Origin of the sequence: Streptomyces sp. NBC_01298, from assembly GCF_035978755.1 — a bacterium.
GTDB lineage: Bacteria > Actinomycetota > Actinomycetes > Streptomycetales > Streptomycetaceae > Streptomyces.
Window position 1 is genome coordinate 3,159,663 of sequence record NZ_CP108414.1, and the last position, 23,743, is coordinate 3,183,405.

The window sequence follows — 23,743 nt, forward strand, 5'->3', positions numbered from 1 at the left end:
TAGGTGTCTGACCTGGGCAAACGCCCAGGTGCGGTCCGGCCTCCGGAGCCGTGTGCGCAGGTTCGAATCCTGCCGGGGGCACTCCGGCCGGAACAACGCGATCAACGCGCTGACCAGCTGAAGTGCCAAGCATGAAGGCCCGAACTCAGTCCAACTGAGTCCGGGCCTTTGTCGTTGTCACGCACGAGTCCCGTGTGAGGGGCGTGTGGGCCGCGCGTCAGGTGCGGAGACATCGCTGATCACCCGTCGCGCCCGTTGGTAGTACTGCTCGCGAGTCCCGTCGAGCCCACTGGCATCCGGGCGCCTCGTGAGATTCGACAACGCTTCCGCAGTGCCTTCCGCCCACTGCCCGTAGGCCTCGAAGACGGCGTTGGCTCTCTGCCGGAGCTCCAGGTCCGGCATGACCTCGATAACAGGCAGGGCATCGTCATGGTGCCGGCGGACTATGGCGAAGCACTCGTCGTACAGGAGCGTGGCGGCCAACGTGTCCGCCGCCTCCGTGGCTTCACCGATCTTCGCCCGGAAGTCCTGGAGCATCTTCGAGATGGTCGTAGAGGTAGCGATCACCTGCTCGCGAATGCGCTGCTCGTGGGCCAACTTGGCCTCGTGATTGCGCTTCGCCGCCTCCAGGGCGTCGGCGTGCTGCTGCCTCCTCCTCTCGGTCCGTCCAGTGAAGTAGTGAGTGATCCAGGCCGCTGCGGCCGAGCTGATGAGGACAGCGCCGGCCGAGATCGCGGTAGTGACCCATTGGCTGTCCTGCACGACCGTCGTGGTGACGTCACCGGTCGTGGTGGTCGTCTGCTTGCCACCGCACCCAGTCATGACGACCAGGAACGCGAACAGACCTAAGGATCTTGCCACTTGTCGCATGAGCGCAGACTAGGACTCGTACCGCAAATGATCTACGGTAAGGATCGCTCGCTGCCGGCTCGCCATCCCGATCGATCGGCCCCCACCGCGGGGCAACCTGCTCAACCCGGAGAAGCAGGGCCTGCGCCAGGCGAGGTCGATGCACGGCTGCGCTGATGATCTCCCCCGCAGACCAGTGCCTCAGTAGTAACCTGCGAGCAGGTTCAGGCTCGGACGCTGGGGGACAGCACGTGATCGTTCGGACCATTGCGCCCGAGGGAATGCCACGGCCCACTGGGCAGGATGGCCATGCCCTTCTCGACGTGGTCTGGCAGCATTTCTCCACCTCACTTCGCTGGCCGACCTTCGATTACGTCGATCGGAAGCTGTACGCGTCGGGCCTGCAATTCGAAGAGGCCATTCAACAACTGTGCCCTGCACTGCTGAGGGGCGTAGACGCCGACCTACGGCGGCTGCCACAAGGCATGGCAGAGCTGTCCCTGACGATCGCCGGCGCTGCGAACTGTGCCAATAGCGAGACTCGTGTCAACTCCTTCCTCGTCTTGCTGAGGACAGCGGCCGACATCGAGCCCCACTTTCAGCCCACGGATCCCGGTGCCCTGCCGGAACTGCGGCCCGTCGACCTAGCGCCCCCAGTGGATGACCCCGAGCTGGCGCTGAAGACCAGGAGGAGCTGGTTCGCTGGCTTCGCGCTCGCGCTTCAGGAGCCCTGCTTCCGCGGTGGCGGCCACAGTCTAGACAACCTCGACTGGACACTGCGCTACGCCCGAGACATTCGACCGTTCGCTAACGTGCACCGCGTGGATGAGTACTGGCGCATCCGTGAGCAGGTGCTGGGGCGTCGGCGGGTTGAGGCCGACAACACGCCCTTCCAGAAAGGCCCGAACCGCCATTTCGCTCCAGCACCAAAGGCCAAACCTGTCCCCCGAGCAGCAGAGTCGGTGGAGGTCACCTGCATGCTGCATCCGCTGATCGCGGAGGTCGCCGCCGAGCGCTACAGCAGCGGCTTCTACTACGACGCGGTCAGGAGTGCATTCCAGGCTGTAGAGCACCGCGTGGCGGTCCTGGTCGGGACTACCGAGGTCGGCGAGCGACTGATGGGTATCGCCTTCGGCGCCAAACCACACCCTCCGAAGATCATGGTGACTCGGTCCATGGGGGGCTCGCTGGAGAGCGAGCAGAATGGCATGCAGTTCCTGTTCAAGGGCGCGATGGGCGCGCTGCGCAACCCCCGCATGCACGGCCCGGACGAGAAGGACGCCCGAGACGAGGCCGACGAAATGCTGATCTTCGCCAGCTTCCTGATGCGGCGTCTCGACATCGAGGACGAGCAGCGCAAGTCCGCCTCACTGGGGCCGTGACGGCCCGCCACCTCTGACTGGTCCCTTCAGAATCAATCTGGCCGAGCACTCTTGGTGCTGGTGGTTCCTCACGCTCATTGGGGTTCCCCCCACCCCATCGCCTTCGCGATCTTCGCGTTGTTCAGCTCCTCATGGCCGTCGATGCATCCCTCGTCCGCCGGTGAATGACCTCCGGGGAGTTTCCGGCGCGGCGGGCCACCTCGGCACCGGCACGCCCGCGTTCAGCCAGTTGGTGATGCAGGTGTGCCGGAGGTCGTACGCGAGCAGATCGCTCGGCTCCAGGGTGAGGTCACCGAGCTGCGGGAGCGGGTTGTGGAGCTGGAGGGGAAGTAGCCCCCGGCCCACGCCGTCCCGGCCGTCACCGCCGCGACGCGTGATGAGTGCAAGAGCGCCTGCTGTTGTCACAATCCTGCCCCCTTCGTTCGGATCGAATGGAGGGCTCCGACCTGCGTCGCTAGGCTGTCGCCCCGCCCTCTGCATCCTTTGTAGACCGGGCAGTTGACTGACCGACAGATACGCCATGTGGCCGCCAGAGAGCGGCCACATAGGCCGCATGAGGGGGGATGAGTGGGGCAGCGACCGAACGACCTGACACCGCATGCAAGCCCTCAGCACTACCTCGGCGCCGAGATGCGCGCCTGGCGCACACAGCGGGGCTTATCGCTGGGCAAGCTCAGCCGATCGATCCTGTTCAACACCAGCTACATGGCCCGCGTTGAGCGCGGCGGCCAGGCCGCATCAGCCGATCTGGTCCGCGCATACGACGATGCCCTCGGCGCGAGCGGCTCGCTCGTCCGGCTCCACGCATCGATCCTCGAAGGGGTCAGCCTTGACGCCCTCCCCCAGGGGGATGTGGCTAATCGAGGGCCCCATGTGGCCAACGACCTTGTGGCCCTGGCTGAGGAACCAGAGATTCAGGCACCGTCTGAGGAGGGGATGTCCGTCCCCGTACGTTCCGATGACGGAAGGATCATCTTCGTGTCCCTGTCCCGAAGGGCTCTGATCGGTGCACTTGGCGCTGGTGCCGCCATCGCTGCAACCTCCGACCTCTCATCGGCAGCGATTCCTGCCCCACGATCCGATCTCATCGCCTCCGGGGCCGACCCGATCGAGCTTCTCCAAGCAACCCGACGCGTGCTGATCGACAACGACAACCTGTTCGGTCCCCATCGGGTGATACCGACGGTCCAGCAGCAGATCGCCGCCATCAAGGAACTGCGCGCGGATCGCCGCGGAACCGATCGCCGACAGCTGCTCCAGCTGCAGACCCAGTACTCCGAGCTGTGCGGCTGGCTCTATCAGGACCTCGGGGACTTCCGTGCCGCCCAACACTGGATGCGTGAGGCTCTGGAGGCCTCCCACATGGCCGGTGACGACGAACTGACCACGTACATCCTGGCGCGGCGCAGCCAGCTCGCCGGCGACATGAACGACCCGATCGAGGCGGTGGACGTCGCCGAAGCCGCGGAGGACCGAGCCGCGCCGAGGAGTCGCCTGGCCGCAGTGGCGGCTACGTACGGGGCCCACGGCCACGCGCTGCGGAACGACCAGCTCATGGCCCAGCGGGCGTACGAGCACGCACGGGAACTGCACGCCAGCATGGACCCGGATCCCAGCTCCCCCTGGGGGGTCTGGCTCGATGGCGCGTACATCGACGTTCAGCGAGCACACAGTCTCGCGGCTCTCGGGGACCACCGCGGAGCGGCTGCAGGCTTCCGGAATGCCATCAGCAGACTGCCCGCCGGCTACCACCGCGACCGCGGGGTCTACCTGGGGCGGGAGGCTGTTTCCCTGGCGCGCGCGGGCGAGGCCGAGCAGGCAGCCTCCATCGGACTTCAGGCACTGGCCGTTGCGAAGGACACCGGTTCCGACCGCATCACGCGCGAGCTGGCCCAGCTCGATGGAGAACTTGATCAGTGGCGTACGGTCCCTGGCGTGAGCGACTTCAAGGATGCTCTGACCGAGGCAGTACTGCGCCAGGCCTGAACAGGCTCCCTCCACCCGTGACCAGCAACAGAAGGAGACCCCTAATGCCCCGCCCCTACGTTCTGCTGAGCGTGGCCACATCCGTGGATGGCTACATCGATGACACCAGCACCTCGCGTCTTCTGCTGAGCAACAGCGAGGACTTCGACCGGGTAGACCAGGTGCGTGCCGAATCCGACGCCATCCTGATCGGCGCCGGCACGATGCGGTCGGACAACCCCCGGCTGCTGGTGAACAGCGACGAGCGGCGCGCGGCCCGGGTGGCCGCAGGAAAGCCTGCCTACCCGCTCAAGGTCACCATCTCCGCGAGCGGAGACCTGGAGGCCGACCTGAAGTTCTGGCACCACGGCGGAGAGAAGCTCGCCTACACCACGGACGCGGGCGAGGAGAAGCTCCGCGAGCGGCTGGCCGGCCTGGCGGACGTGGTCTCCACGGGCCCGGCCATCGACTTCGGCGTCCTGCTGGACGACCTCGGAGCCCGCGGCATAGAGCGGCTGATGGTGGAAGGCGGCGGACAGATCCACACGGCTTTCCTCTCCCAGGGCCTGGCGGACGAGATCCACCTCGCCATCGCCCCTCTGGTCGTCGGCGACCCGGGCGCCCCCCGCTTCCTGAACCCCGCCAGCTACCCCGGCGGCTCCACTCGCCGCATGCACCTCGCCGAGGCAAGCACCATCGGCGACGTGGTCCTTCTCCGCTACCTGCCCAAGCAGGAGGGTTCCGCATGACGCACGCCGACGATGTGACGTGGATGGAGCGGGCCATCGAACTCTCCCGCAAGTGCCCGCCGGCAGACGGGGCCTTCTCCGTCGGCGCCATCATCGTGCGCGCCGACGGCGAGGAACTCGCCCACGGCTACTCCCGCGAGACGGACGCCCACGTCCACGCCGAAGAATCCGCCCTGGCCAAGCTCCCAGCGGACGACCCCCGCCTGGCTGGCGCCACGCTCTACAGCACGCTGGAACCCTGCTCTGAGCGCAGGTCCCGCCCCCTCACCTGCACCCAGCTCATCCTCCGCTCCCCCATCCGCCGCGTGGTCATCGCCTGGCGAGAGCCGAGCCTCCTGGTGGCTGACTGCGTGGGAGTGGAGACCCTCCGAGCAGAGGCCACCGAGGTAGTTGAAGTCACCGAGCTGGCCTATCAGGCACGCGCGGTGAATGCCCACCTGCTGGCATGACCCGCAACCCGCGGGAATCAGGACACAACATGGCCGATTATCACCTCAGGCATCATTCTCATACGTCGTTCCGCATCGACTAATCACCCACCACCCTCGTACGATCATCGCCTTGAAGTGCTGCGACGGGGGGCTGATGGTGGCGTACGTGAACGACGGTCTACACGGAAAGCCAAAGAAGTCGGTGCCCGACCTTGTCTTAAGGTTCGGGCAAGACATCTCGGCCAAGCTCCAGGGTGCGGGGGGCAAAGACAGCGGCAGGGAAGACGCACTGACAGCCCCGACCGAGCAACTACTTAGGGGAATGGCCAGCCGCCAGAACGTCGGCCTTATCGCTCACGGTCAACACAAAATCAAGAAGCTAAACGCCCGTCCCGACTTCGCTATCAGCGTGGGCGGAAAGGTCATCGGGCACGTCGAGCTGAAAGCGCCGGGCAAAGGCGTCGACCCGACGAAATGGGCGACTAGTAGCCACGACCACGAACAGTGGACCAAGATCAAGGTGTTACCTAACCTTCTCTACACCGATGGCTACGACTGGGCGCTGTACCGAGGGGGCGTCCAGATCGGCGCCGCAGCTCGACTCGTTGGTGACTTCGATCGCGGCTCAGGCAGTTTCACACCGGCAGACGACCGATTCGAGCAGCTGATAGCCCTCTTCCTCGGATGGGTTCCGGCCAAGCCGAGCAGTCTCAGCGACTTGGTGAAGCGGGTCGCCGGGTTGTGTGCACTGTTGCGAGATGAGGTTCGCGAGCGCCTCGCTCGCGAAGCTCGGGGAGAGACGACCCAAGCCTTCACAGTGCTGGCGGAGAACTGGCGAGACTTACTATTCCCTGACGCGACTCCGGAGTCATTTGCCGACCAGTACGCGCAGACGCTCACCTTCGCCTTACTCCTGGCCAGGATTGAGGGCATTGACCTGGAAGACTTGCCGCTAGCAGAAGCAGCAAGGAAACTCGGCAAGAGCCATTCACTGATGGGCAAGGCTCTGGCCGTCCTTACGGACGACGCTTTGGACGATCTGCGCGGCGTAGTCGGAATCATGGTCCAGGTCATATCCAAGGTCGACTCGGACCTATTCAAGGACGATAGCGGCGACGCATATCTGCATTTCTACGAGGGTTTCCTGAGCGCTTACGACCCACAGCTGCGCCAGAAAACCGGCACATACTACACGCCGAATGAAATCGTAAGCTTTATGGTCGATTTCACCGACAAGATATTGCGAGAGCGGCTCGGACAGAGCAAGGGATTCGGCAGCGAAGATGTAACCGTAGTCGACCCTGCCACTGGAACCGGAACCTTCCTCATCAATGTGATCAACCGCGTTGCCAAGGACATCGAGCGCGAGTATGACAGCGGACTCAAGCCAGGCCTCCTTCGTAAGCTCGCCGGCCGCCTTATAGGATTTGAGAAGCAAACCGGCCCTTACGCAGTCGCCGAGCTGCGCCTCAGCCACGCCTTCAAGGCACATCAAACCGAGGTCGCCGATAATGCAATTAGGCTGCACGTAGCGGACACTCTCGACGATCCAGCCGTCGAGCAGCACCTCGGCTTCATCTATGACGCTATCGCCCAGCACCGAAGGGCAGCCAATAAGATCAAGGCCGAGGAAAAGGTCATGGTTGTGATCGGCAACCCTCCGTACCTCAAGGGCGCTAAGGCCGCAGGCCAAGGCAAGTGGATATCGGAGGGAGGTGGAAATAATCTCCCACCCATCCTGAACCGCTTTCGCGCACCCGACATCGGTAGAACCGGGTACGCCTTGGACAACCTCTATGTCTACTTCTGGGCCTGGGCCACCTGGAAGGTATTTGATCAGGTGATGGCCACTACGGGCGAGCCCAATGCCCCCTCGGGCGTCATTGCTTTCATTACGAATGCAGGATTCCTCGACAGCAAGGGCGCTGCGGGGATGCGTCGCTACCTCAGAAAGTCGGCGGACGAGGGCTGGATCATCGGTCTAACACCGGAGGGTCCGTATTCGAAGGCCCGGACCCGAGTCTTCCCACTCGTTAAACGAGAGGTGTGCATTGCGATCTTTGTCCGCCGAGGAGATCCGGACCCCGACACCCCTGCAGTAGTGCGCAGGCTCGATGCCCCTCAAGGTCACCGCGACGAAAAATTCGCTTGGCTCGGCGACCTCGGACTGGATGGCCACGAGGATGGTTCGCCCTGGCAGACGTGTTCGGATGCCCTTACGGATCCATTCCAGCCTGCAGCCAGCGAGGACTGGTCGAACATGCCCTCTCTGGATGAATTGCTTCCGTGGGCATCGTCCGGGAACAAGAACAACCGGAGTTGGCCGGTCTCTCCGAGCGAGGAAATACTGAACAAGCGCTGGAAGATGCTCATCAAGGCACCCAAGAACCGTAAGGCTGCCTTGATGAAGAGCACCGGGGATCGCCATCCGGACAAGCTAGAGCAGCCCTTGCCGGGAGGTGAATGGCAGGGAATTCTAGCCGAAGAGAAAAACGAAATCCCGCAGGTGGAACGCTACGGGCGGATGACCTTCGACCGGCAGTACCTAGTCGCCGACCGCCGGGTTATCGACCGCCCCCGCCCCTCACTCTTCTTCGTCCAGAGCAATCGACAGGTATTCCTTTCCGAGCTCCATACAGAATCGGGGCGCCCTGGGCCGGCGGTTAGCTTCACGAACCTCATTCCGGACATGCATCATTTCAAGGGCACCGAGGGTGGGCGCGTGATGCCACTGTATCGCGACCCGCTAAGTCAGCAGCCGAACGTCACGCCTAGCCTGGTGGCTACGCTCTCCAGCGTTCTGGGGGTTTCGGTCACCCCTGAGGATCTTCTGGCATACATCGCCGGGAGCGCAAGTCACTCTGGCTACACCGAGCGGTACCAGCAGCAGCTGAGCGCCCGCGGAGTTCATATACCTCTCACCAGAAACCCAGCGCTGTGGCAGGAAGTCGTCGAGATCGGCAAGAGGGTTATATGGCTGCACACTTATGGTGAGCGATATGTGGACGCTAAAGCAGGGCGACCGCGTGCAGAGCCACGCCTCCCAGAAGGACAAAGGCCTAAGAATCCCGAGGCAATTGGTGAGAGCCCTCACGGATTCCCCGAGTCTTTGACCTACGACGCCAATAACCAGGCACTCGTGCTTGGCGGAGGCACAATCACGCCCGTCGCACCTGAGGTCTGGGAGTACAGAATTGGGGGCGTCCAAGTCGTTCGAAAATGGTTTGGCTTTCGCAAGCTTAATCCCGATGTCGAGCGCCAGACGCCATTGAATGACGTGGTGCCGCAAGAATGGCCTGCAGACTACACGATTGAACTCTTGAACCTTTTGAATGTTCTCGGCCTCCTAGCCGCTTTGGAACCTGAGCAAGCGCGCCTGCTAAGGGCCATCGCGGAGGGGCCGTTGATCGGAGTGGATGAGTTGACACAGCGCTCGGTCCTCCCTATTCCTGAATCGGCGAAGAAGGAGCCAAAGGTGCCGAGAGTGCCGCACCCCAAGCCCGGCGACGGCCACCAGGAAACGATCGACTTCTTGTAACGGCAAGATGTGGCGAACGAAATCGACTAGGAGCTCATCGCAGTCTGGTGACGGTCAGACCGGGCGGGCTGCGGTAGCGCCCGGCACTCAGTCATCCGTCGAGCTGTCTGCCCCGCACGCACATCGCGCATCCCCTCGCTCAGTCAACTAGCCCACAGGATCCTGTGCATGGCGTGTGAAGCCACGACCAACCAGTAACACTCGCCATGTCGGTGCAGGTCAGAGCAATTTCACGCAACACATGTGTATGCCCTCCGGAGCCGTGTGCGCAGGTTCGAATCCTGCCGGGGGCACTTCGCAGGAAGTGCCACAGAGACCCTCCAAACAGTGCCAGTACTGTTCGGAGGGTCTTTTTGTGTTACGCACCATGGGTACCCGCAGACCAGCAGCCTTCGGGGGACATATGCGTGGACGACAGGCTCCGTGATTTCGCGAAGGGGTCACCCAACTTCGGTGTCCTCTAGCAGCACCAGCCCCTCCTTTCTCTCTTCATGGCGCCTCGGCCGAGGCCACGGTGTTCAAGAACCCCAACTTGTCCCTGGTTCAGGCCGGCCAGTACGGCGAGGTCCTCGCTGAGGAGCTGATCAGCCGGATCGGCATGCGGATCGAGGGCGACCGACAGGTCGACCGCCTGACCGCGCTGGTCCGTGCCGGAGTCCTCGTCCCCGAAATCCGTGACGACTTCGACCGCTTGCGGCGCGACCGGAACAAGGCCGCGCACAGCCACCTGTTCGATACGGCGCGGGCCCTGGCCGCCGTACGTGTCTGCTACGAACCCGGCCTCTGGTTCCACGACGCCATCGAGGGCCGGCGGACAGTCGAGGAGCGCCTCGAGCAGGCCCGGATCGATCCCGGTGACCTCACTGCCGTGCTGATGATCGGAGGCAGCAGCCAGATCCCCGCCGTGGGCCCCGCGACGCCGTTTCAGCGCCCTGATCGATCGCAACTCGACGGCGAGGTCGAGGTGTTCGGGGACGGGGCCGTTCCCCCGGAAATCCACAAGGAACTCGACCGCCTGCTCGCTCTGCGCCCCACGGGCCGAACCGCACCCGAACCGACGCACCCGCAGCAGGCCCCCGTCACGAAGGCACAGCCCGACCGCAATCCCTTCGCCGTGCAGTCACCCACTCCCGGGCCCGCGCCAAGGGCCAGGACAGGGCTGGGGGGCGCGCCATCGGCCGCACCCCTGGTCGTGGACGGCTCGAACCTGGCGTGGAACGGACGCCCTCCGCGTGGAGCGGGAGGAAAGCCGAGCTTCGCCGCGCTGCGGGCGGCCATCAAGTCCCTGAGGTTCAACCACCGCGATCGGGACATGCATGTCGTCGTCGATGCCACCCTCCGCCACGACGTGTCCGAGGCCGCGCGGCCCCAGGTCGAGGCGGCCATCGCCGCCGGCACCGTCGTCCAGCCCCCGGCCGGGACCGAGGGCGTAGGCGACGCCCTGGTGATCAGCATCGCCGAGGAGGTGGCCGGTGTGATCGTGTCGAACGACAACTTCGGCCCCTTCCAGAAGGCGAACCCTTGGCGACGGGCACCCGGCCGCGTGCTGGGCGCCACCCAGTCACAGGGCATCTGGGTCTTCACCTCGCGACGGCCCAACCTCGCGTCCCCCGGCGCGCATCGCCGGTGGCGTCCAAACCGCGGCCCGCACCCGCCCTGTATCGCACTGGGCGGATCGGGCCGAGTCGCTGTCCGGCGAACCGGAGATCGCTACGGTGGTGACCGTTCGCATGAGGGAGGGGACCCATGAAGGCTGACACGGTCGATCTTCGACGGATTTTCGGCAGGGACGTCCGGTATACGGTGCCGCTGTTCCAGCGTCCGTATGTCTGGGACAGGGACGACAACTGGGCCGCCCTGTGGGAGGACATCCGCCGCACGGTCGAGAGGTCCGAGCAGGCGGCGCAGGCCGGGGAGGCCGTCGCGCCGCACTTTCTCGGCGCCGTCGTCTTCGACGAGGCACCCCATATGTCATCGGACCTCGAGACCCGGCAGGTCATCGACGGGCAGCAGCGCCTGACGACGCTCCAGCTCTTCCTTTTCGCGGCGAGGCTGTCGGCGACTTCCCGGGACCACGAGAAGTCCGTACGGCTGCTCAGCAAGTTCCTGGAGAACGACGAGGACCTGTTCGACCGTGCCCGGCATCCCGACCACCTCTACAAGGTCTGGCCCACGAACGCCGACCGCGCGGAGTTCCGTTCCGTCATGCTCGGCAAGGGCGGGACCGGCCGGCTGATTTCGGCAGTCGGCTACTTCCAGCAGGAGATCGACAAGTGGCTGGCGGAGGCACCCGAACCGCAGGAGCGGCTCGGGGCGCTGGTCCAGACGATGCGGGAGCATCTGCGACTGGTCGTCATCGACCTGGAGGAGCACGACGACGCGCAGGTCGTCTTCGAGACCCTCAACAGCCGTGGCACGCCGCTGGAACACGCGGACCTGGTCAAGAACCTGCTCTTCCGGGACGCCGAACACGCCGGTGCGGACATCGACCGCCTCTACAAGACCTACTGGGCTCCCTTCGACCAGGCTGAGTGGCGGACCGAGCAGACAACCGGCCGCATCACGCGAAGCCGCCTCGACGTGTTCCTGACCTATTGGCTCACGATGCGCACCCAGCGCGAATTCACCTCTTCGGCGCTGTTCAAGGAGTTCGAGCGCTGGCTGCGCTCCGCCTCCGTTCCCACCGAGGAGGTATTCGCGGAACTGACGCGGTACGCCGAGATCTACGAACGCCTCGACCAGTATCCGTCGCACGGCGTCGAGGGCCGGTTCCTGTACCGGATGAAGGTCATGCAGATGTCTACGCCGATGCCGCTGCTGCTCTTCCTCTACGGCCTGAGCGACGACGTGCTGTCGCCCGAGCGCCGTCGCAACGCCGTCCGCGCCATCGACAGCTATCTGGTGAGACGGGCGATCCTCAACCTCAGCAACCGCGACTACAACCACGTCTTCCGCGAGCTCGTGGCCGCGGCGGCGCAGGAGCCCGAGCACGCGGACGAAGTCATCGGCAAGACCCTTTCGGCGATGCGTGGCCAGCACCGGCACTGGCCGTCCGACGCCGAGTTCCGCACGGCGCTGGAGCAGGACCCCCTGTACGCCCGTCTCTACCGCCATCGCGTCCGCATCCTCCTGGAGGCGCTGGAGGACGAGCTGCGTACCGACCACACGGAGCAGCTCACCGCCCCTGTCGGCGATCAGCTCGGTGCGAAGCTGACGATCGAGCACGTCATGCCGCAGAGCTGGCGCGAGAATTGGCCTCCGCTTGAGGGTGATCCAAACGAAGGGGCAGACCGTGACGAGCTGGTTCACACCCTCGGCAATCTGACCCTGGTCACGGCCCGCCTCAATCCCACCCTCGGCAACATGGCGTGGGACAGCAAGCGCCAGTGGCTCGGTGAGCACAGCCTCCTGCGACTCACCCACGGCACGCTGCTCAATCCCCCACCCACCTCCGACATCAGCGAATGGGCTTCGTCATGGGACGAGCACCGTATCCGTGACCGGGGTGCCCATCTCGCCTCGCTTGCCTTGCGCATCTGGCCTTCGGCGGCCGAGCTGTTCGCCGCATCCGTCGCCACGGGAAGCGCCGACCAATGACCGACCACCCCACCGGTCGTGTAGGTGTGGACGATCGCTCCTGAGATGACCGCCTCGCGGTGATCGCGCCGGCTCAGCTACTTGGAGCCGTGTTCGTTCGGGTCCTTGCCGAGGGTGCTCTCCACCGTGTGGCCGAAGGCGCCAACGTTCGGCGTCTTGTTCAGGGATTCGGGCCAAGCGCCCTGCGCCTGGCCGGCGTTCGTCGCGCACGTGCGCCGACCCGTCAGCGGCGCTTGCGCTTCCCTCCGACGCGCTTCGCGGGCTTCTTCGTGCCCCGGGAGCGGGTCGTTGCGCTGGTGTGGAAGGCTCGGCGGGCCTGGTTGGCGGTGGTGCGGTCAGGGTGGTGTGCGAGCTGCTGCGCCAGGAAGGCGGCCGTGTACGGGTCCGCCCCGATGAGGGCGGTGAGGAGGGCCGGGGGGCCGCCGGGCCAGGTTGACGCGGCCTTGTCGAAGGCGGCGTGGAGCGCGGCGAACAGTTCGGGCTCCTCCTGATCCGGGTCCGCCGTCAAGCGGTGGTCGAGGGATGCGCCGCGCCGTACGGATTCGAGCTCGTCGATTAGGTACACCGCGCGGGCCGACAGCGGGACCGTGGAGGTCTCGAGCGCCTGGCCGCGTGCGTGCAGGGTGTGTTCGGCCCAGCCGCCCAGGACGGGGTCCGCCAGCAGTCCGTACAGGGCATCGTCGGGCACGGCCGTCGCGTCCAGGGCGGCGAGCAGCGCTCGCCGCCTGGCGGGCTCCTCCTCGGGGCGGTCGGCGGAGAGCGCGTCGAAGAAGGGGGGCCATCCATCGGAGCCCCGCGCGGCCAGCCAGTGGGCGACGGCCTGCCGGGCGGCCCTCTTCGGCCACCACTGGGCGCCCGCGACGAGCCGTTCCGCATCCCAGGCGAGCACCTGGTCATGAGTGGGGAAGACATCGGCGGCTTCGCCTCCGATGCCCAGGAGGAGGGCGTCGCGCAGCAAGGAGGTGCCGAGTGGGGTGAGGGTGAGGGCATCGCCGGAGGTGCTGGGTGACACCCAGCACCTCCAGGCGGTCCATCAGGCGCGCGAGCCGGGCCGCGCCCGGGATCAGGTCCGTGCGGTCGGACTCGGTGAGTGACGGAAGCCCGAGTACGGCGGACAGGGCCTGGGGGGCGGGCAGTTCGTAGGCTCCGGTGGCCGGGACGGACGGGGCGGGGTCGCTCTCGTGACCCGGCGGGATGAACCACATGTCGTTCAGGGCGGCCAGTCGGGCCACGGACTGCGCCGCCCCCGCCCGCTCGGACAGGCCGTAGAGGGTCAGCAGGTGCTCGCCGTCGAACTGTTCGGCCGTCTCGTCCTCCTCGGCCAGCTGCGCCAGCAGGGCGCCGAAGAGGTTCAGGCCAAGTCCGGTCAGCTCGGCGGGACCGCCGTCGCGCCATGCTTCGGCCGATGGTCCCGCGCTCGGGGTGCCGCCCGGTTCCCGACGCACCAGGAACCCGCTCGCCAGGGCCAGTTCGCGCGTTCGGTCGTCCGCACCCTGCGGGTCGGCGGCGGCTCGCGCCAGGAGCTGGGGCAGGGGGGCGGCACGCAGCAGCGTGGCCTGCTCCTGGGGGGAGGCCGGCAGTGGGGCCGGGGGCATGGGTGCGAGTTCCTCGCCGTACATCTCCACGTGCTGGAAGGCCATCGCCTCGACGAGGGCGAGGAGGGCGCGGCCGGGAGCATCGCCGCCCCCCGGCGCCAGGTGCGCGAAGGGGCCGCGCAGCAGGGCGTCGAGCCCGGCTGCCGTCCAGCGGTCCGCGAGCAGGCCCGCCTGTTCGTCGTACCAGTCCTCCTGCGCGCCGGCTGGGGCCCCGGTGGTCGTCACCGCCTCCAGTCGGGCGGTGAGCAGCAGACGGGCCTGGTTTGAGCGTTCCGCGCAGAGGGCCTGCGCGTAAGCCGCCGCGGAGAGCGGTTCATTCGCGGACGAGGAGGCTACGAAGCCCAGCGCGGCGTTCCGCTCGGCGTAGGGGAGCGCGGCGAACGTCTCCAGCCAGTCGCGCACCGCCTGGGGGTCGTTGTCGTCAACTCCCGCCGCACGCACCAGGTTCCCGTAGAGCCGCGGCCAGGTGAGGCGGTCGGGGCTCGTCATCGCCTGCCCGAAGCCCTCTGCCAGCTCGTGCACCCGGGCCACGAGCTTCGCGTGCCGCTTGGCATTGAGACGGCCGGCCTCGTGCGTGTGGTCGGCCAGCGAGGCCAGCGCGGTGACGAAGCCCGGCAGCTCCTCCGCGGCGGCGCTGACGTAGAGCGGGAGCAGTAGATGCAGCAGTTCCTCGGCGAGCTCCTCGGTGGGCTCGGGCAGGCCCGTCCGGCAGCGGGCCCCGCCCAGGACCAGCAGGCCGAGGACGGCCTCCGCCGCCCGCGCGTCCAGCGGGGCGCCCCGCTCTTCGGCTCGGGCAAGGAAGGAGTCCACGTCGAGGGGAAAGGGCGTGATGGCGGTGGTCATCCCGGCAGCCTAGGGGCGCGGCGCGGCCGCCACTCGTGGTCCGCCTTCTTTTACGTCTACCGGGTAGAGCTGCCGTCCGGGGCCGGGGTGGGCCCGCGCATTCCGGTGGTCCGTACGAAGGATGTGGGGGTGGGTCTGTGGGTTTTGGGGGGTGGGGGGCGGGGGTGGGCGTGCGTAGGTTGGTGGGGAGGCCACTTGGGGTTGCTGATCTGGTGCTTTGTGGCGTGCTCTGACTGTGAGGCGGCGCGGAATGCGTGACTTGGTGGAGACGGCGCGGCGGTGGGTGGCCGAGGGGCGGGTCGGGTTTCTGGCGCGGCCCGTGACCGAGCAGGGCTTCGGGCCCCGGGATCCCGCCGGAGCGGTGCTCGTGGATGTGGGTGGTGAGTGTGTCGGGGCCCTGTACCGGGGGGTGTTCGATGCCGAGCTCGTGGCGGAGGCCGCCTCCATGGGGGGCGGGGAGACCGCTCGGGTGTGTGAGGTTTCCGTGGGGGCCGGGGAAGCCGTTGAGGCCAAGCTGACGTGTGGCGGGCAGGCCGAGGTGCTGTTGCAGCCGCTGGCGGCGATTCCCGGTGAGTGGTGGGAGCTGCTCGGGCAGGGGGTCGGGGTCGCGCTCGTGACCCAGTTGAACGAGCGGGCGGATCAGGCTGTGAGTGGTGTCGTGCGGGGGGCCGATCAGCCTTCCGGTGACGCCGAGCGGCGGGCCGGGGAGCTGCTGCGGACGCGGCGGCCCGGGCGGGACGCGTTGTACGCGGGCTCCGGGCTGGTGCTCGTGGAGGCGTACCCGTCGGCTCCGTACGTGGTGATCGGCGGAGGCGGGGAGCTGGCCGAGGTCATCGAGGCCCAGGCCCGGCTGCTCGGGTGGGAGGTCAGTGTCGTCACCGATGTGGGTGGGGCCGAGAAGCTCCTCGGGGCGCGGCGGGACGCCGCCTGTCTGGCGATGCTGAGCCATGACCCGGAGTTCGACGTGCCGACGCTGCGGACCGCGCTCGCGCTGGGCGTCCCTTACGTCGGTGCGCTCGGCTCCCGCAAGACCACCGCGCGGCGCCGCGAGGGACTGCTCGCGGCGGGGGTGGGCGAGGACCTGCTGCGGACGGTGCACGGGCCGATCGGGCTGGATCTGGGCGGACAGACGCCGGCGGAGACGGCGCTGGCCATCTGTGCGGAGATCCTGGCGGTGCTCGGTGGTCGCGAGGTGCGCGGGGTGCGGGACGCGGACGGCCCCCTCAAGGGGTGAGGGCCCGGCTCGCGGGCGTGATCGGGTGAAATGGGCGCTGATGCGGGAAAATGGGTTGTATGGACACGACTCTGATCTTCCTCGCGGTGGACAGAACACTGACCAACATCGCGTGGTTCCTGGTCGTCGGGCTCATCGTGGTCGGCTTCCTGCTCGGCGGCTTCTTGCTGGGCAAGCGGGTCCGGGCACAGGAACCCGCACCCCCCTCTCCCGAGAGCCAGCCGCACCTGCCCGAGGGCGGTGCGGTGTACGAGGTCTCCGAGGAGCGGGAGTACGTGGATTTCCCCGAGAACGGGCTGCGCCCGCACGAGATGCAGGGGTACGGGAACTTCGGCTCCACCACCTCGCTCCATCCGGAGGAGGTCCGGGCCCGGCGTGAGGCGGAGCACCGGCACGTCGAGGGGCCGGGACCGCACGCCCAGCCCGGTTCCCCGCCGAACTCGGGCCGCGGTGCGCACGACTGAACACGGACGAGGACGGACCACTGAGCCGGCAGTCCGACCTGTGACCCGCGGCCCCGCCGCGGGTCACAGGTCTGTGCGCAGGCGCAGGACCTCCGGTGGCGGGTGCCGGGTCGAGGTGTGGCGGACCTCGGCCGTCAGCGGCGGGTCCAGGGGGTGGAAGGGGACTTCGCCGAGGCCGATCGCCGTGATGGTGCCGGTGACCGTGCCGGCCCCGGCCGCCCCCAGGGCCCGGGTGGCTACCGCCGCCGCCACCTCGGTGCGGAGCGGCGCCGTCAGGGGGCTCGACACCAGCGGGGTCTCGTCCCCGACCGGCAGGACCAGGACGAGGGCGAGGGGGCGGCGGGCGGTGCCCGTGTAGCCGACCACCGCCGCGTCCCGGACGTTGGTGTGGCGGAGCTTGCGCCAGGACCGGCGGCCGGCCGGGTAGGCCTCGTCCATCCGTTTCACGACCAGGCCCTCGATGCCGCTGGCGGGCAGGGTCTCGTACCAGGTCTCCGCCAGCTCGGGGTCCGTGGTCATGGGGACCGGCTGGAGCGGCGGGCCCAGGGGCAGGAGGAGGTCCACGAGGAGGGCGCGCCGGCGTTCGTACGGACGGGCGCGCAGGTCCAGGCCGGCGAGTTCCAGGACGTCGAACGCCGCGTAGGAGGCCGGCAGCGTCCGGGCCAGTACGGCGGCCCGCGCGGCCGAGGCGACGGCGGCCCGGCGCTGTACGAGCGCGAAGTCGGTGCGGCCCGCGTGCCAGACGACCACCTCCCCGTCGAGGACGGTTCCGGCGGGCAGCTGGTGGGCGGCCGCCGCGAGGTCGGGGAAGGCCGCGGTGACGACGCGGCCGGAGCGGGCCTGGAGGACGACCCCGTCAACGGCCCGGTCGGTGCGGACGATGACGAGGCGGTGGCCGTCGAACTTGGGCTCGTACGCGAGACCGGGCCCGCGCGGCAGGGTCCGTACGGCGGCGGCGAGGGCGACGGTGATCACGGGAGCCGTCCGGCCCGGGAGGCGTCGAGGAGGGGCGCGAAGAGGTCTCCGTCGCGGGCGAGGCGGGGGGCGATGTCGTCGGCCAGGAAGACCAGGTCGGAGGGGGTGCGGCAGGCCTCGACCTCGGGCCAGGAGAGGGGGGCGGAGACCGTGGGCAGGGTGCGGGCGCGCAGGGTGTACGGGGCGGCCGTGGTCTTGGCGGCGGCGTTCTGGCTGTGGTCGACGAAGACCTTCCCGGGGCGCAGCGCCTTGGCCATCCGGTGCACGACGAGCTCGGGGAGCTCGCGCTCGGCTTCCTGGGCGAGGGCCTTCGCGTACGCCGACACGTGCTCGGAGGGGGTCGGTTCGAGGGGTACCGCCAGATGGAGGCCCTTGGAGCCGGAGGTCTTGGCGTAGGCGTGGAGGCCGTCGGCCGTGAGGCGGTCCCGGAGCCAGAGGGCGGCGGCGGAGCATTCGACGACGGTGGCGGGGGGACCCGGGTCGAGGTCCAGGATCAGCCGGTCGGCGAGGGCGGGGGCCCCGGCCGGCCACTGGGGGGTGTGGAACTCGACGACGAGGTTGGCGGCCCACATCAGGGTGGGCAGGTCGGCGACGACCACCTGCTCGGCCCGGAGGTCCTCCGAGCGGGGCACCGGCGTGGTGTTCACCCAGGCGGGGGTACCGGGCGGCGGGTTCTTGGTGAAGAAGAGCTGTCCGTCCGGGCCGTCGGGATAGCGCAGGAAGGACACCGGGCGGTCGTGGATGTGGGCGAGCAGGGGGCCCGCGACCGTGGCGTAGTAGTGGAGGACCTCTCCCTTGGTGAAGCCGGTCTCCGGGTAGAGGACCTTGTCGAGGTTGCTGAGCGAAATGCGACGGCCCTCCACCAGGGTGATCGGCGTCATACGATGAGATTGCCACGAAACAGGAGGAACCGTGCGATCCATATGGAACGGGGCGATCTCCTTCGGCTTGGTCAGCATTCCGATCAAGCTCGTGAACGCCACCGAGAGCCACTCGATCTCCTTCCGCCAGATCCACATCGGCGATGGCGGGCGCGTCCGCTACCGCAAGGTCTGCGAGCTGGACGGGGAGGAGGTGCCGACCGCCGAGATCGGCAAGGGGTACGAGGAGGCGGACGGGTCGATCATTCCGATCACCGATGAGGATCTGGCGCAGTTGCCGATCGCCACCGCGAAGACGATCGAGATCGTTTCCTTTGTGCCGGCTGATCAGATCGATCCGTTGCAGATGGACGCGGCCTACTACCTGGCGGCGAGCGGGGCCACGGCGGCCAAGCCGTACACGCTGCTGCGGGAGGCGCTGAAGCGGAGCCGGAAGGTCGCGATCGCGAAGTACGCGCTGCGGGGGCGGGAGCGGCTGGGCATGCTGCGGGTCGTCGACGACGTGATCGCGATGCACGGGCTGCTGTGGCCGGACGAGATCCGGGTACCGGAGGGGGTCGCGCCCGAGGGTGAGGTGTCGGTGCGGGAGGCCGAGCTGGACCTGGCGGACGCGCTGATGGCGACGTTGGGGGAAGTGGACATGGACTCGCTGCGCGACGACTACCGCGAGGCGGTGGAGGCGATGGTCGCGGCGAAGGCGGACGGCCTCGGCGAGACGGTCGTGGCCCCGGGGCCGCCCGCGGAGGGTGCGGGTGGGCAGGTCATCGACCTGATGGCGGCGTTGGAGAGCAGTGTGCGGGCGGCCAAGGCTTCGCGGGCGGGGGCGGGGGCGGGGGCGGCTGCGCCGCCGGAGGCGGAGGGGGAGGGAGCTGGGGCGGAGGTTACGCCGATTCGGCGGAAGAAGGCTGCGGCGGCGGGGGCGGCTGCGCCGAAGGCTGTGGGTGGGAAGAAGTCGACCGCGTCGGCGGCGGGGGCCGGCGCCGAGGGTGGCCGCGGTGCCGCGAGGAAGTCGACGGCTGCCGCCGCGGCGAAGAAGAAGGCCGGTGCGGCGGCTGCGAAGAAGACCGCTTCGGCCAAGGCCGCGGAGGTGAAGCCCGCGCGGGCTGCGGCGAAGAAGGCGGTGACGCCGCGCAAGCGGAGTTCCGCTTGAGGGGAGCGCCGCCGGGTGGTCCGCGTGAGGGCCCTGCGGGGCTTTCCCCTACCCGCCCTTCCACCGTTCCCCGGGCTGCGCCCGGACCCCTGTCTGGGCGTTCCCCGGGCTCCGCCCGGAACCCCGGCCCTCGAACGCCCGACCGGCTGGGGGAAGGGGGACCGGGCTGCGCCCGGACCCCCTGGGGCTCCGCCCCAGACCCCGGTCCTCAAACGCCGGACGGCTGGGATGCTCCCGGTGGCCCGGGTCAGTGCCAGGTTCGGCGGTCTCTGGCTTTGGTGTGGAGGGCTTCCGCGTCCGGAGGTTTGAGGGTGGTGGGGGTGCTCGTCAGGAAGGTTGCCGTGGTGGGTGGGGTGAGGATGCGGACGTCTCTGAGGGTGGGGGCGATCTCCAGGCGGGTCGCGTCCACCACGGCCAGGACCGGGGTCACGGGAGTCGCGAGGGCTCGGGTCGCGTACGCCGCCGCGCGGCGGGCCTCGCGGGGGTCCGGGGTGGGTTCGGAGCGGCCCACCGTGAGGAGGAGGTCGCCGATCACCGCGCGCTGGCGGCGGCCCTGGACCGTGCGGATGCAGAAGACGCCGGGCGGGCCGATGAGGAGGTGGTCCGCGATGGTGTGGATCGAGTGCAGGACCTTCCAGTCCTCCGTCTCCGCCAGGGCGTCGAGGACATCGCCCATCCGCTGCCTCACCGTGAGCTCCTGCCGGAGCCGGTGCCGGGCGCGGGTGCCCGCGGTGCCGTAGGTGAGGGCGCCGAGCAGGGCCTCCCCCGGACGGTTCGGGGCCAGGTCCTCGTCGGGCGGGAGGGACAGGCGGAGCAGGTCCTCGGCCGTGGGGACGGGTGGCGGGCCGATGGCCACGGTTCCGGTGAGGTAGGGGCGTAACGCCGTCAGGATCTCCTCCCGGCGCTCGTCCGCCAGCACGCTGATCCGGTTGGCCCGCCGGTCGTACCAGGCCACCGCCCGGCCGTCGGGCAGGTTCACGTACAGCCGGCCGCGGCCCGGCCGCCCGCTCGGCAGGACCTTCAGTGCCCTCGAAGCCATCGCCCTCACCCCCGCCGTCCATGGGAGCAGCCCGGGCGCCCCGCGGCAATCCCCCGGTGGGGTCCACGTGGCACGCACGGCGTGTAACGACTCCGCCGGGTCGCCGAGGCACGGCTGTTACAGAAGCAACGGGTTACCGCAACGGCCGGTGCATACGTTGATCCCACCTGGACGGCCCAGGGCCTGACCAGCATCGAAGGACCTCCCGTGAACACCATCAGCCGCAGCCGACGCCCGCTCGTACGCGCCGCCGCCGTGGCCGTGGGTGCCGGCACCCTGCTGGCGTTCCCCGCGGCGGCCGCGTTCGCCGACGGGGTGCCGTCGGCTTCCTCCGCGCAGGGCGTGACCGCCCCGCGGACCCTGGTCAAGACCCTGTCCCTGGCCGACGGCGTCTCCACCGCGCACGTGTACCGCGTGGCCAAGGGCGCCTACCAGGCCGACGTCCTGAACCCCGACGGCTCCACGGCCGCCACCCTGACCAGCCGTGACGGCAGCACCGGCTTCGGCGACGCCGGGGAGATGCACCTCGCGCTGCGGTCCGACGGCCGGCTCAGTTCCTGGGCCGGGAGTGGCGGGGAGGCCGGGAGCGGGGACGCCATCACCGGCTCCGGGTACAAGACCGCGAGCCGCGACGGGCGGGTCGTCCCCGCCTCCGCCCCGGGCCCGCGCTCGGGTGCGGGGACCGTCGAGGCGCTGGGTCTGAACACGCTGGCCGACGGCCCGGGTGACGGCATGCTGCTGCTCGCCGCGGGCGGCGGCATCGCGGCGGTCGGCGCCGCCGGGCTGGGTTTCGCGATGCTGCGCCGCGGGCGTACGGACGCGTAGGACCCCGTCCCATCGGACCCCGCCCCATCGGGCGCCGTCCCACCGGACCTCGTCCCATCGGCCCCCGGCCCATCGGACCTGCCGCGTGCCCCCCGCGCGAGCTCACGGGCAGAAACGATGCGGCTCTGCCTACTGTGGACGGGCACATGCTCATGGGAGAGGAGGGCGGACGGGTGATCGGATCCGTTCCCTCCGGCGGCCCCCGGCGCCGGCGTCTGCGGGCCGCGCTGCTCGCCGTCCTGCTGCTGCCGCTGGCCGGCGCCTGCGGTGACACCGGCGAGCTGGCCGGTGCCGGGGCGACCCCGACCGCGAGCGGGCCCGTACATCTGTGGCCGGGGCGCGCGGGGGCCGTCGTACCGCCCGCCGATCCCGGGGGCGCGCCGCCCGAGTACGTCCCCGGGATCGCGCCCGTCCGGGACCAGAACGTGCACGGGATCGACCCGGCGACCCTGGTGCAAGCCGAGCTGCGGGCCCATCCGAACGTACAGACCGGTCCCGACGGGATGCCGCCCGAGACCATCGCCGCGATCGAGGCGTGCGGGGCGGACGGGTCCGATCCGAAGAAGTGTCCGGTGCTGACGCCGTACTACCGGGACCTCACCGGCAACGGCAAGGACGAGCTGATCGTCGGCATCGAGTACCCGGAGCAGCAGATGTCCGTGCGCGTGTACACGGCGGACACCGAGGGCCGGCTCAACCGGATCATGGCGACGACCGACACCGTCATCAGCGTCGAGCTCGCCGGGCGGGACGTGATCCTGCGCGTCCCGAGCGGCAACGCCGGCTACGAGGTGAACACCACCTGGTCCTGGGACGAGACGCAGCGCTCGATGCTGCCGACGTGGGAGCAGATCGTACGGGTGCCCGGCAGCCCCGGGCCGGCCAAGGCCCCGGCGCCGTCCCCGAGCCCCGAGGCGTCGGGAGCGGCGCGGTGAGGCTCCGGCTGCCCTCGTGGACGGCGACGCTGACCTGGAAGTCGGCGTGCTTCATCGTGCTGATGTGCTGCTCGCTCGCGGCGGTGCTGGGCGTGCTCGTGCACGTGGAGGTGACCCGGCAGACCGTCGCGACGGCCCGCGAGAAGGCGCTGGGCAAGCTGACCGACGCCTCGCGCGCCTACGAGGCCGGCGAGGTGCTGCCGCCGGAGTCCGGACTGGATCCGGCCGGGCTGCCGGACCGGCTGCGCGCGCTGGCCCTGTCCGGGCAGCGCGGGACGCTCGTGGCGAAGGACCCGAGGGACGGGGACCGGCAGCTGATGTGGGCGGCGGCCCCGGCGGACGGCAAGGCGCTGGCCGTGGCCGTCGACTACGGGCAGAGCGCGCGGACGATCACCGGGCTGGACAACGCGATCATCGGCTCGTCGGTGCTGGCCATCGGCGGGACGCTGCTGGTGGGCGCCTTCGCGGTGACGCGGGTGACGCGGCGGCTGCACCAGACGGCGACGGTGGCCCGCCGGATCACCCAGGGCGACCTGGACGCACGGGTCGGGGATCCGCGGACGAAGGACTCCTCGCGGCACCAGGACGAGGTGGCGACGGTGGCGGCGGCCCTGGACACGATGGCGGGCAGCCTGCAGACGAAGCTCCAGCGCGAGCAGCGGTTCACGGCGGACGTGGCGCACGAGCTGCGCACCCCGCTGACCGGTCTGCAGGCGGCCTCCGAGCTGCTGCCGGAGGGGCGGGCGACGGAGCTGGTGCAGGAGCGGGTGCGCACGATGCGGCAGCTGACGGAGGACCTGCTGGAGATCTCCCGGCTCGACTCGGGCAGCGAGGTGGTGGAGACGGACCTGCACCAGCTCGGACGCCTCGCGCGGCGGGTGGTGCGGGCGTCGGGGACCGACACCGAGGTGGTCGTGGTGCGGGACGCGCACGTGGAGACGGACCGGCGGCGCCTGGAGCGGGTGCTGGGGAACCTGGTCGCCAATGCCCACAAGCACGGGCGGGCTCCGGTGGTGGTGACGGTGGACGGGCCGGTGGTGACGGTACGGGACCACGGCGACGGCTATCCCGAGTACCTCGTGGCCCACGGGCCCCAGCGGTTCCGCACCGGGGGCGGGAGCAAGGGGCACGGGCTGGGGCTGACCATCGCGGTGGGGCAGGCGGAGGTCATCGGGGCCCGGCTGGTGTTCCGGCAGGCGGCGGACGCGGGAGGCGGGGCGGGCGGGGCGGAGGCCGTACTGACCCTGGTCGAGGCCCGGCTGCCGTGAGGTGACGCCCGCCGCCGTGACGT

Annotated in this window: 19 protein-coding genes and 1 tRNA gene; 14 read left to right on the plus strand and 6 right to left on the minus strand. The window is 69.0% G+C overall.

Going from position 1 to position 23,743, the window contains the following annotated elements; all coding sequences use genetic code 11:
• The first annotated feature begins 22 nt into the window (after nt 1-22).
• Nucleotides 23-81, plus strand: a tRNA-Ser gene (locus OG730_RS13975).
• A 96-nt stretch (nt 82-177) separates the two neighbouring features.
• On the opposite strand, the gene OG730_RS13980 is transcribed toward OG730_RS13975, so the two are convergent.
• Nucleotides 178-870 (minus strand): hypothetical protein, encoded by a 693-nt coding sequence (locus OG730_RS13980; RefSeq protein WP_327304543.1) that lies wholly within the window; start codon nt 868-870, stop codon nt 178-180.
• A 230-nt stretch (nt 871-1,100) separates the two neighbouring features.
• On the opposite strand from OG730_RS13980, the gene OG730_RS13985 reads away from it, so the two are divergent.
• The 7 genes from OG730_RS13985 to OG730_RS14015 all read left to right on the plus strand — a co-directional run bounded on the left by OG730_RS13985 (nt 1,101) and on the right by OG730_RS14015 (nt 12,511).
• On the plus strand, nt 1,101-2,231 hold the full coding sequence (locus OG730_RS13985; protein ID WP_327304544.1) for a TIGR02391 family protein: 1,131 nt from the start codon (nt 1,101-1,103) through the stop codon (nt 2,229-2,231).
• 567 nt (nt 2,232-2,798) lie between these two features.
• Nucleotides 2,799-4,217, plus strand: coding sequence for a helix-turn-helix domain-containing protein (locus OG730_RS13990; protein ID WP_327304545.1), 1,419 nt, complete (start codon nt 2,799-2,801; stop codon nt 4,215-4,217).
• A 44-nt stretch (nt 4,218-4,261) separates the two neighbouring features.
• Complete coding sequence (locus OG730_RS13995; RefSeq protein ID WP_327304546.1) at nt 4,262-4,945, plus strand: RibD family protein; 684 nt, start codon at nt 4,262-4,264, stop codon at nt 4,943-4,945.
• Entirely contained in the window at nt 4,942-5,394 is a 453-nt protein-coding gene (locus OG730_RS14000) for a cytidine/deoxycytidylate deaminase family protein (protein ID WP_327304547.1), read from the plus strand. Before OG730_RS13995 ends, OG730_RS14000 begins: the two co-directional genes overlap by 4 nt.
• 136 nt (nt 5,395-5,530) lie before the next feature.
• Entirely contained in the window at nt 5,531-8,914 is a 3,384-nt protein-coding gene (locus tag OG730_RS14005) for a type ISP restriction/modification enzyme (protein ID WP_327304548.1), read from the plus strand.
• Nucleotides 8,915-9,446: 532 nt separating this feature from the next.
• Nucleotides 9,447-10,664 carry an NYN domain-containing protein gene (locus OG730_RS14010; RefSeq protein ID WP_327304549.1) on the plus strand — a complete coding sequence of 406 codons (1,218 nt, stop codon included), beginning with the start codon at nt 9,447-9,449 and terminating at the stop codon, nt 10,662-10,664.
• A complete protein-coding gene (locus tag OG730_RS14015; RefSeq protein WP_327304550.1) occupies nt 10,661-12,511 on the plus strand; it encodes a DUF262 domain-containing protein in 1,851 nt (616 codons plus the stop codon). The genes OG730_RS14010 and OG730_RS14015 overlap by 4 nt, the downstream gene beginning before the upstream one ends.
• A gap of 223 nt (nt 12,512-12,734) precedes the next feature.
• Here OG730_RS14015 and OG730_RS14020 read toward each other — a convergent pair whose 3' ends face one another.
• Entirely contained in the window at nt 12,735-13,523 is a 789-nt protein-coding gene (locus OG730_RS14020; RefSeq protein ID WP_327304551.1) for a hypothetical protein, read from the minus strand.
• Entirely contained in the window at nt 13,405-14,949 is a 1,545-nt protein-coding gene (locus tag OG730_RS14025) for a hypothetical protein (protein ID WP_327304552.1), read from the minus strand. Before OG730_RS14025 ends, OG730_RS14020 begins: the two co-directional genes overlap by 119 nt.
• A gap of 250 nt (nt 14,950-15,199) precedes the next feature.
• Here OG730_RS14025 and OG730_RS14030 point away from each other — a divergent pair, with 250 nt between their 5' ends.
• Nucleotides 15,200-16,183 carry an XdhC family protein gene (locus tag OG730_RS14030; protein ID WP_327304553.1) on the plus strand — a complete coding sequence of 328 codons (984 nt, stop codon included), beginning with the start codon at nt 15,200-15,202 and terminating at the stop codon, nt 16,181-16,183.
• A 59-nt stretch (nt 16,184-16,242) separates the two neighbouring features.
• Entirely contained in the window at nt 16,243-16,647 is a 405-nt protein-coding gene (locus OG730_RS14035; protein WP_327304554.1) for a DUF6479 family protein, read from the plus strand.
• Nucleotides 16,648-16,710: 63 nt separating this feature from the next.
• On the opposite strand, the gene OG730_RS14040 is transcribed toward OG730_RS14035, so the two are convergent.
• Nucleotides 16,711-17,619, minus strand: a complete 909-nt coding sequence (locus OG730_RS14040; RefSeq protein ID WP_327309260.1) for an ATP-dependent DNA ligase — start codon at nt 17,617-17,619, stop codon at nt 16,711-16,713.
• Nucleotides 17,619-18,503, minus strand: coding sequence for a non-homologous end-joining DNA ligase (gene ligD / locus OG730_RS14045; RefSeq protein ID WP_327304555.1), 885 nt, complete (start codon nt 18,501-18,503; stop codon nt 17,619-17,621). The genes OG730_RS14040 and ligD overlap by 1 nt, the downstream gene beginning before the upstream one ends.
• 31 nt (nt 18,504-18,534) lie before the next feature.
• Between ligD and ku the strand changes: the two genes are divergently transcribed.
• The gene (ku, locus tag OG730_RS14050) at nt 18,535-19,653 is read left to right on the plus strand and encodes a non-homologous end joining protein Ku (protein WP_327304556.1); all 1,119 of its coding nucleotides are present in this window, start codon (nt 18,535-18,537) and stop codon (nt 19,651-19,653) included.
• A gap of 247 nt (nt 19,654-19,900) precedes the next feature.
• Here the strand turns inward: ku and OG730_RS14055 are convergent, their stop codons facing one another.
• On the minus strand, nt 19,901-20,692 hold the full coding sequence (locus OG730_RS14055; RefSeq protein WP_327304557.1) for a nuclease-related domain-containing protein: 792 nt from the start codon (nt 20,690-20,692) through the stop codon (nt 19,901-19,903).
• 207 nt (nt 20,693-20,899) lie between these two features.
• Between OG730_RS14055 and OG730_RS14060 the strand changes: the two genes are divergently transcribed.
• The 3 genes from OG730_RS14060 (at nt 20,900) to OG730_RS14070 (ending at nt 23,720) form a co-directional block, all read left to right on the plus strand.
• Nucleotides 20,900-21,517 carry a hypothetical protein gene (locus OG730_RS14060; protein WP_327304558.1) on the plus strand — a complete coding sequence of 206 codons (618 nt, stop codon included), beginning with the start codon at nt 20,900-20,902 and terminating at the stop codon, nt 21,515-21,517.
• A 146-nt stretch (nt 21,518-21,663) separates the two neighbouring features.
• Nucleotides 21,664-22,452, plus strand: a complete 789-nt coding sequence (locus OG730_RS14065; protein ID WP_327304559.1) for a hypothetical protein — start codon at nt 21,664-21,666, stop codon at nt 22,450-22,452.
• Nucleotides 22,449-23,720, plus strand: coding sequence for a histidine kinase dimerization/phospho-acceptor domain-containing protein (locus OG730_RS14070; protein WP_327304560.1), 1,272 nt, complete (start codon nt 22,449-22,451; stop codon nt 23,718-23,720). Before OG730_RS14065 ends, OG730_RS14070 begins: the two co-directional genes overlap by 4 nt.
• Nucleotides 23,721-23,743 lie beyond the last annotated feature (23 nt).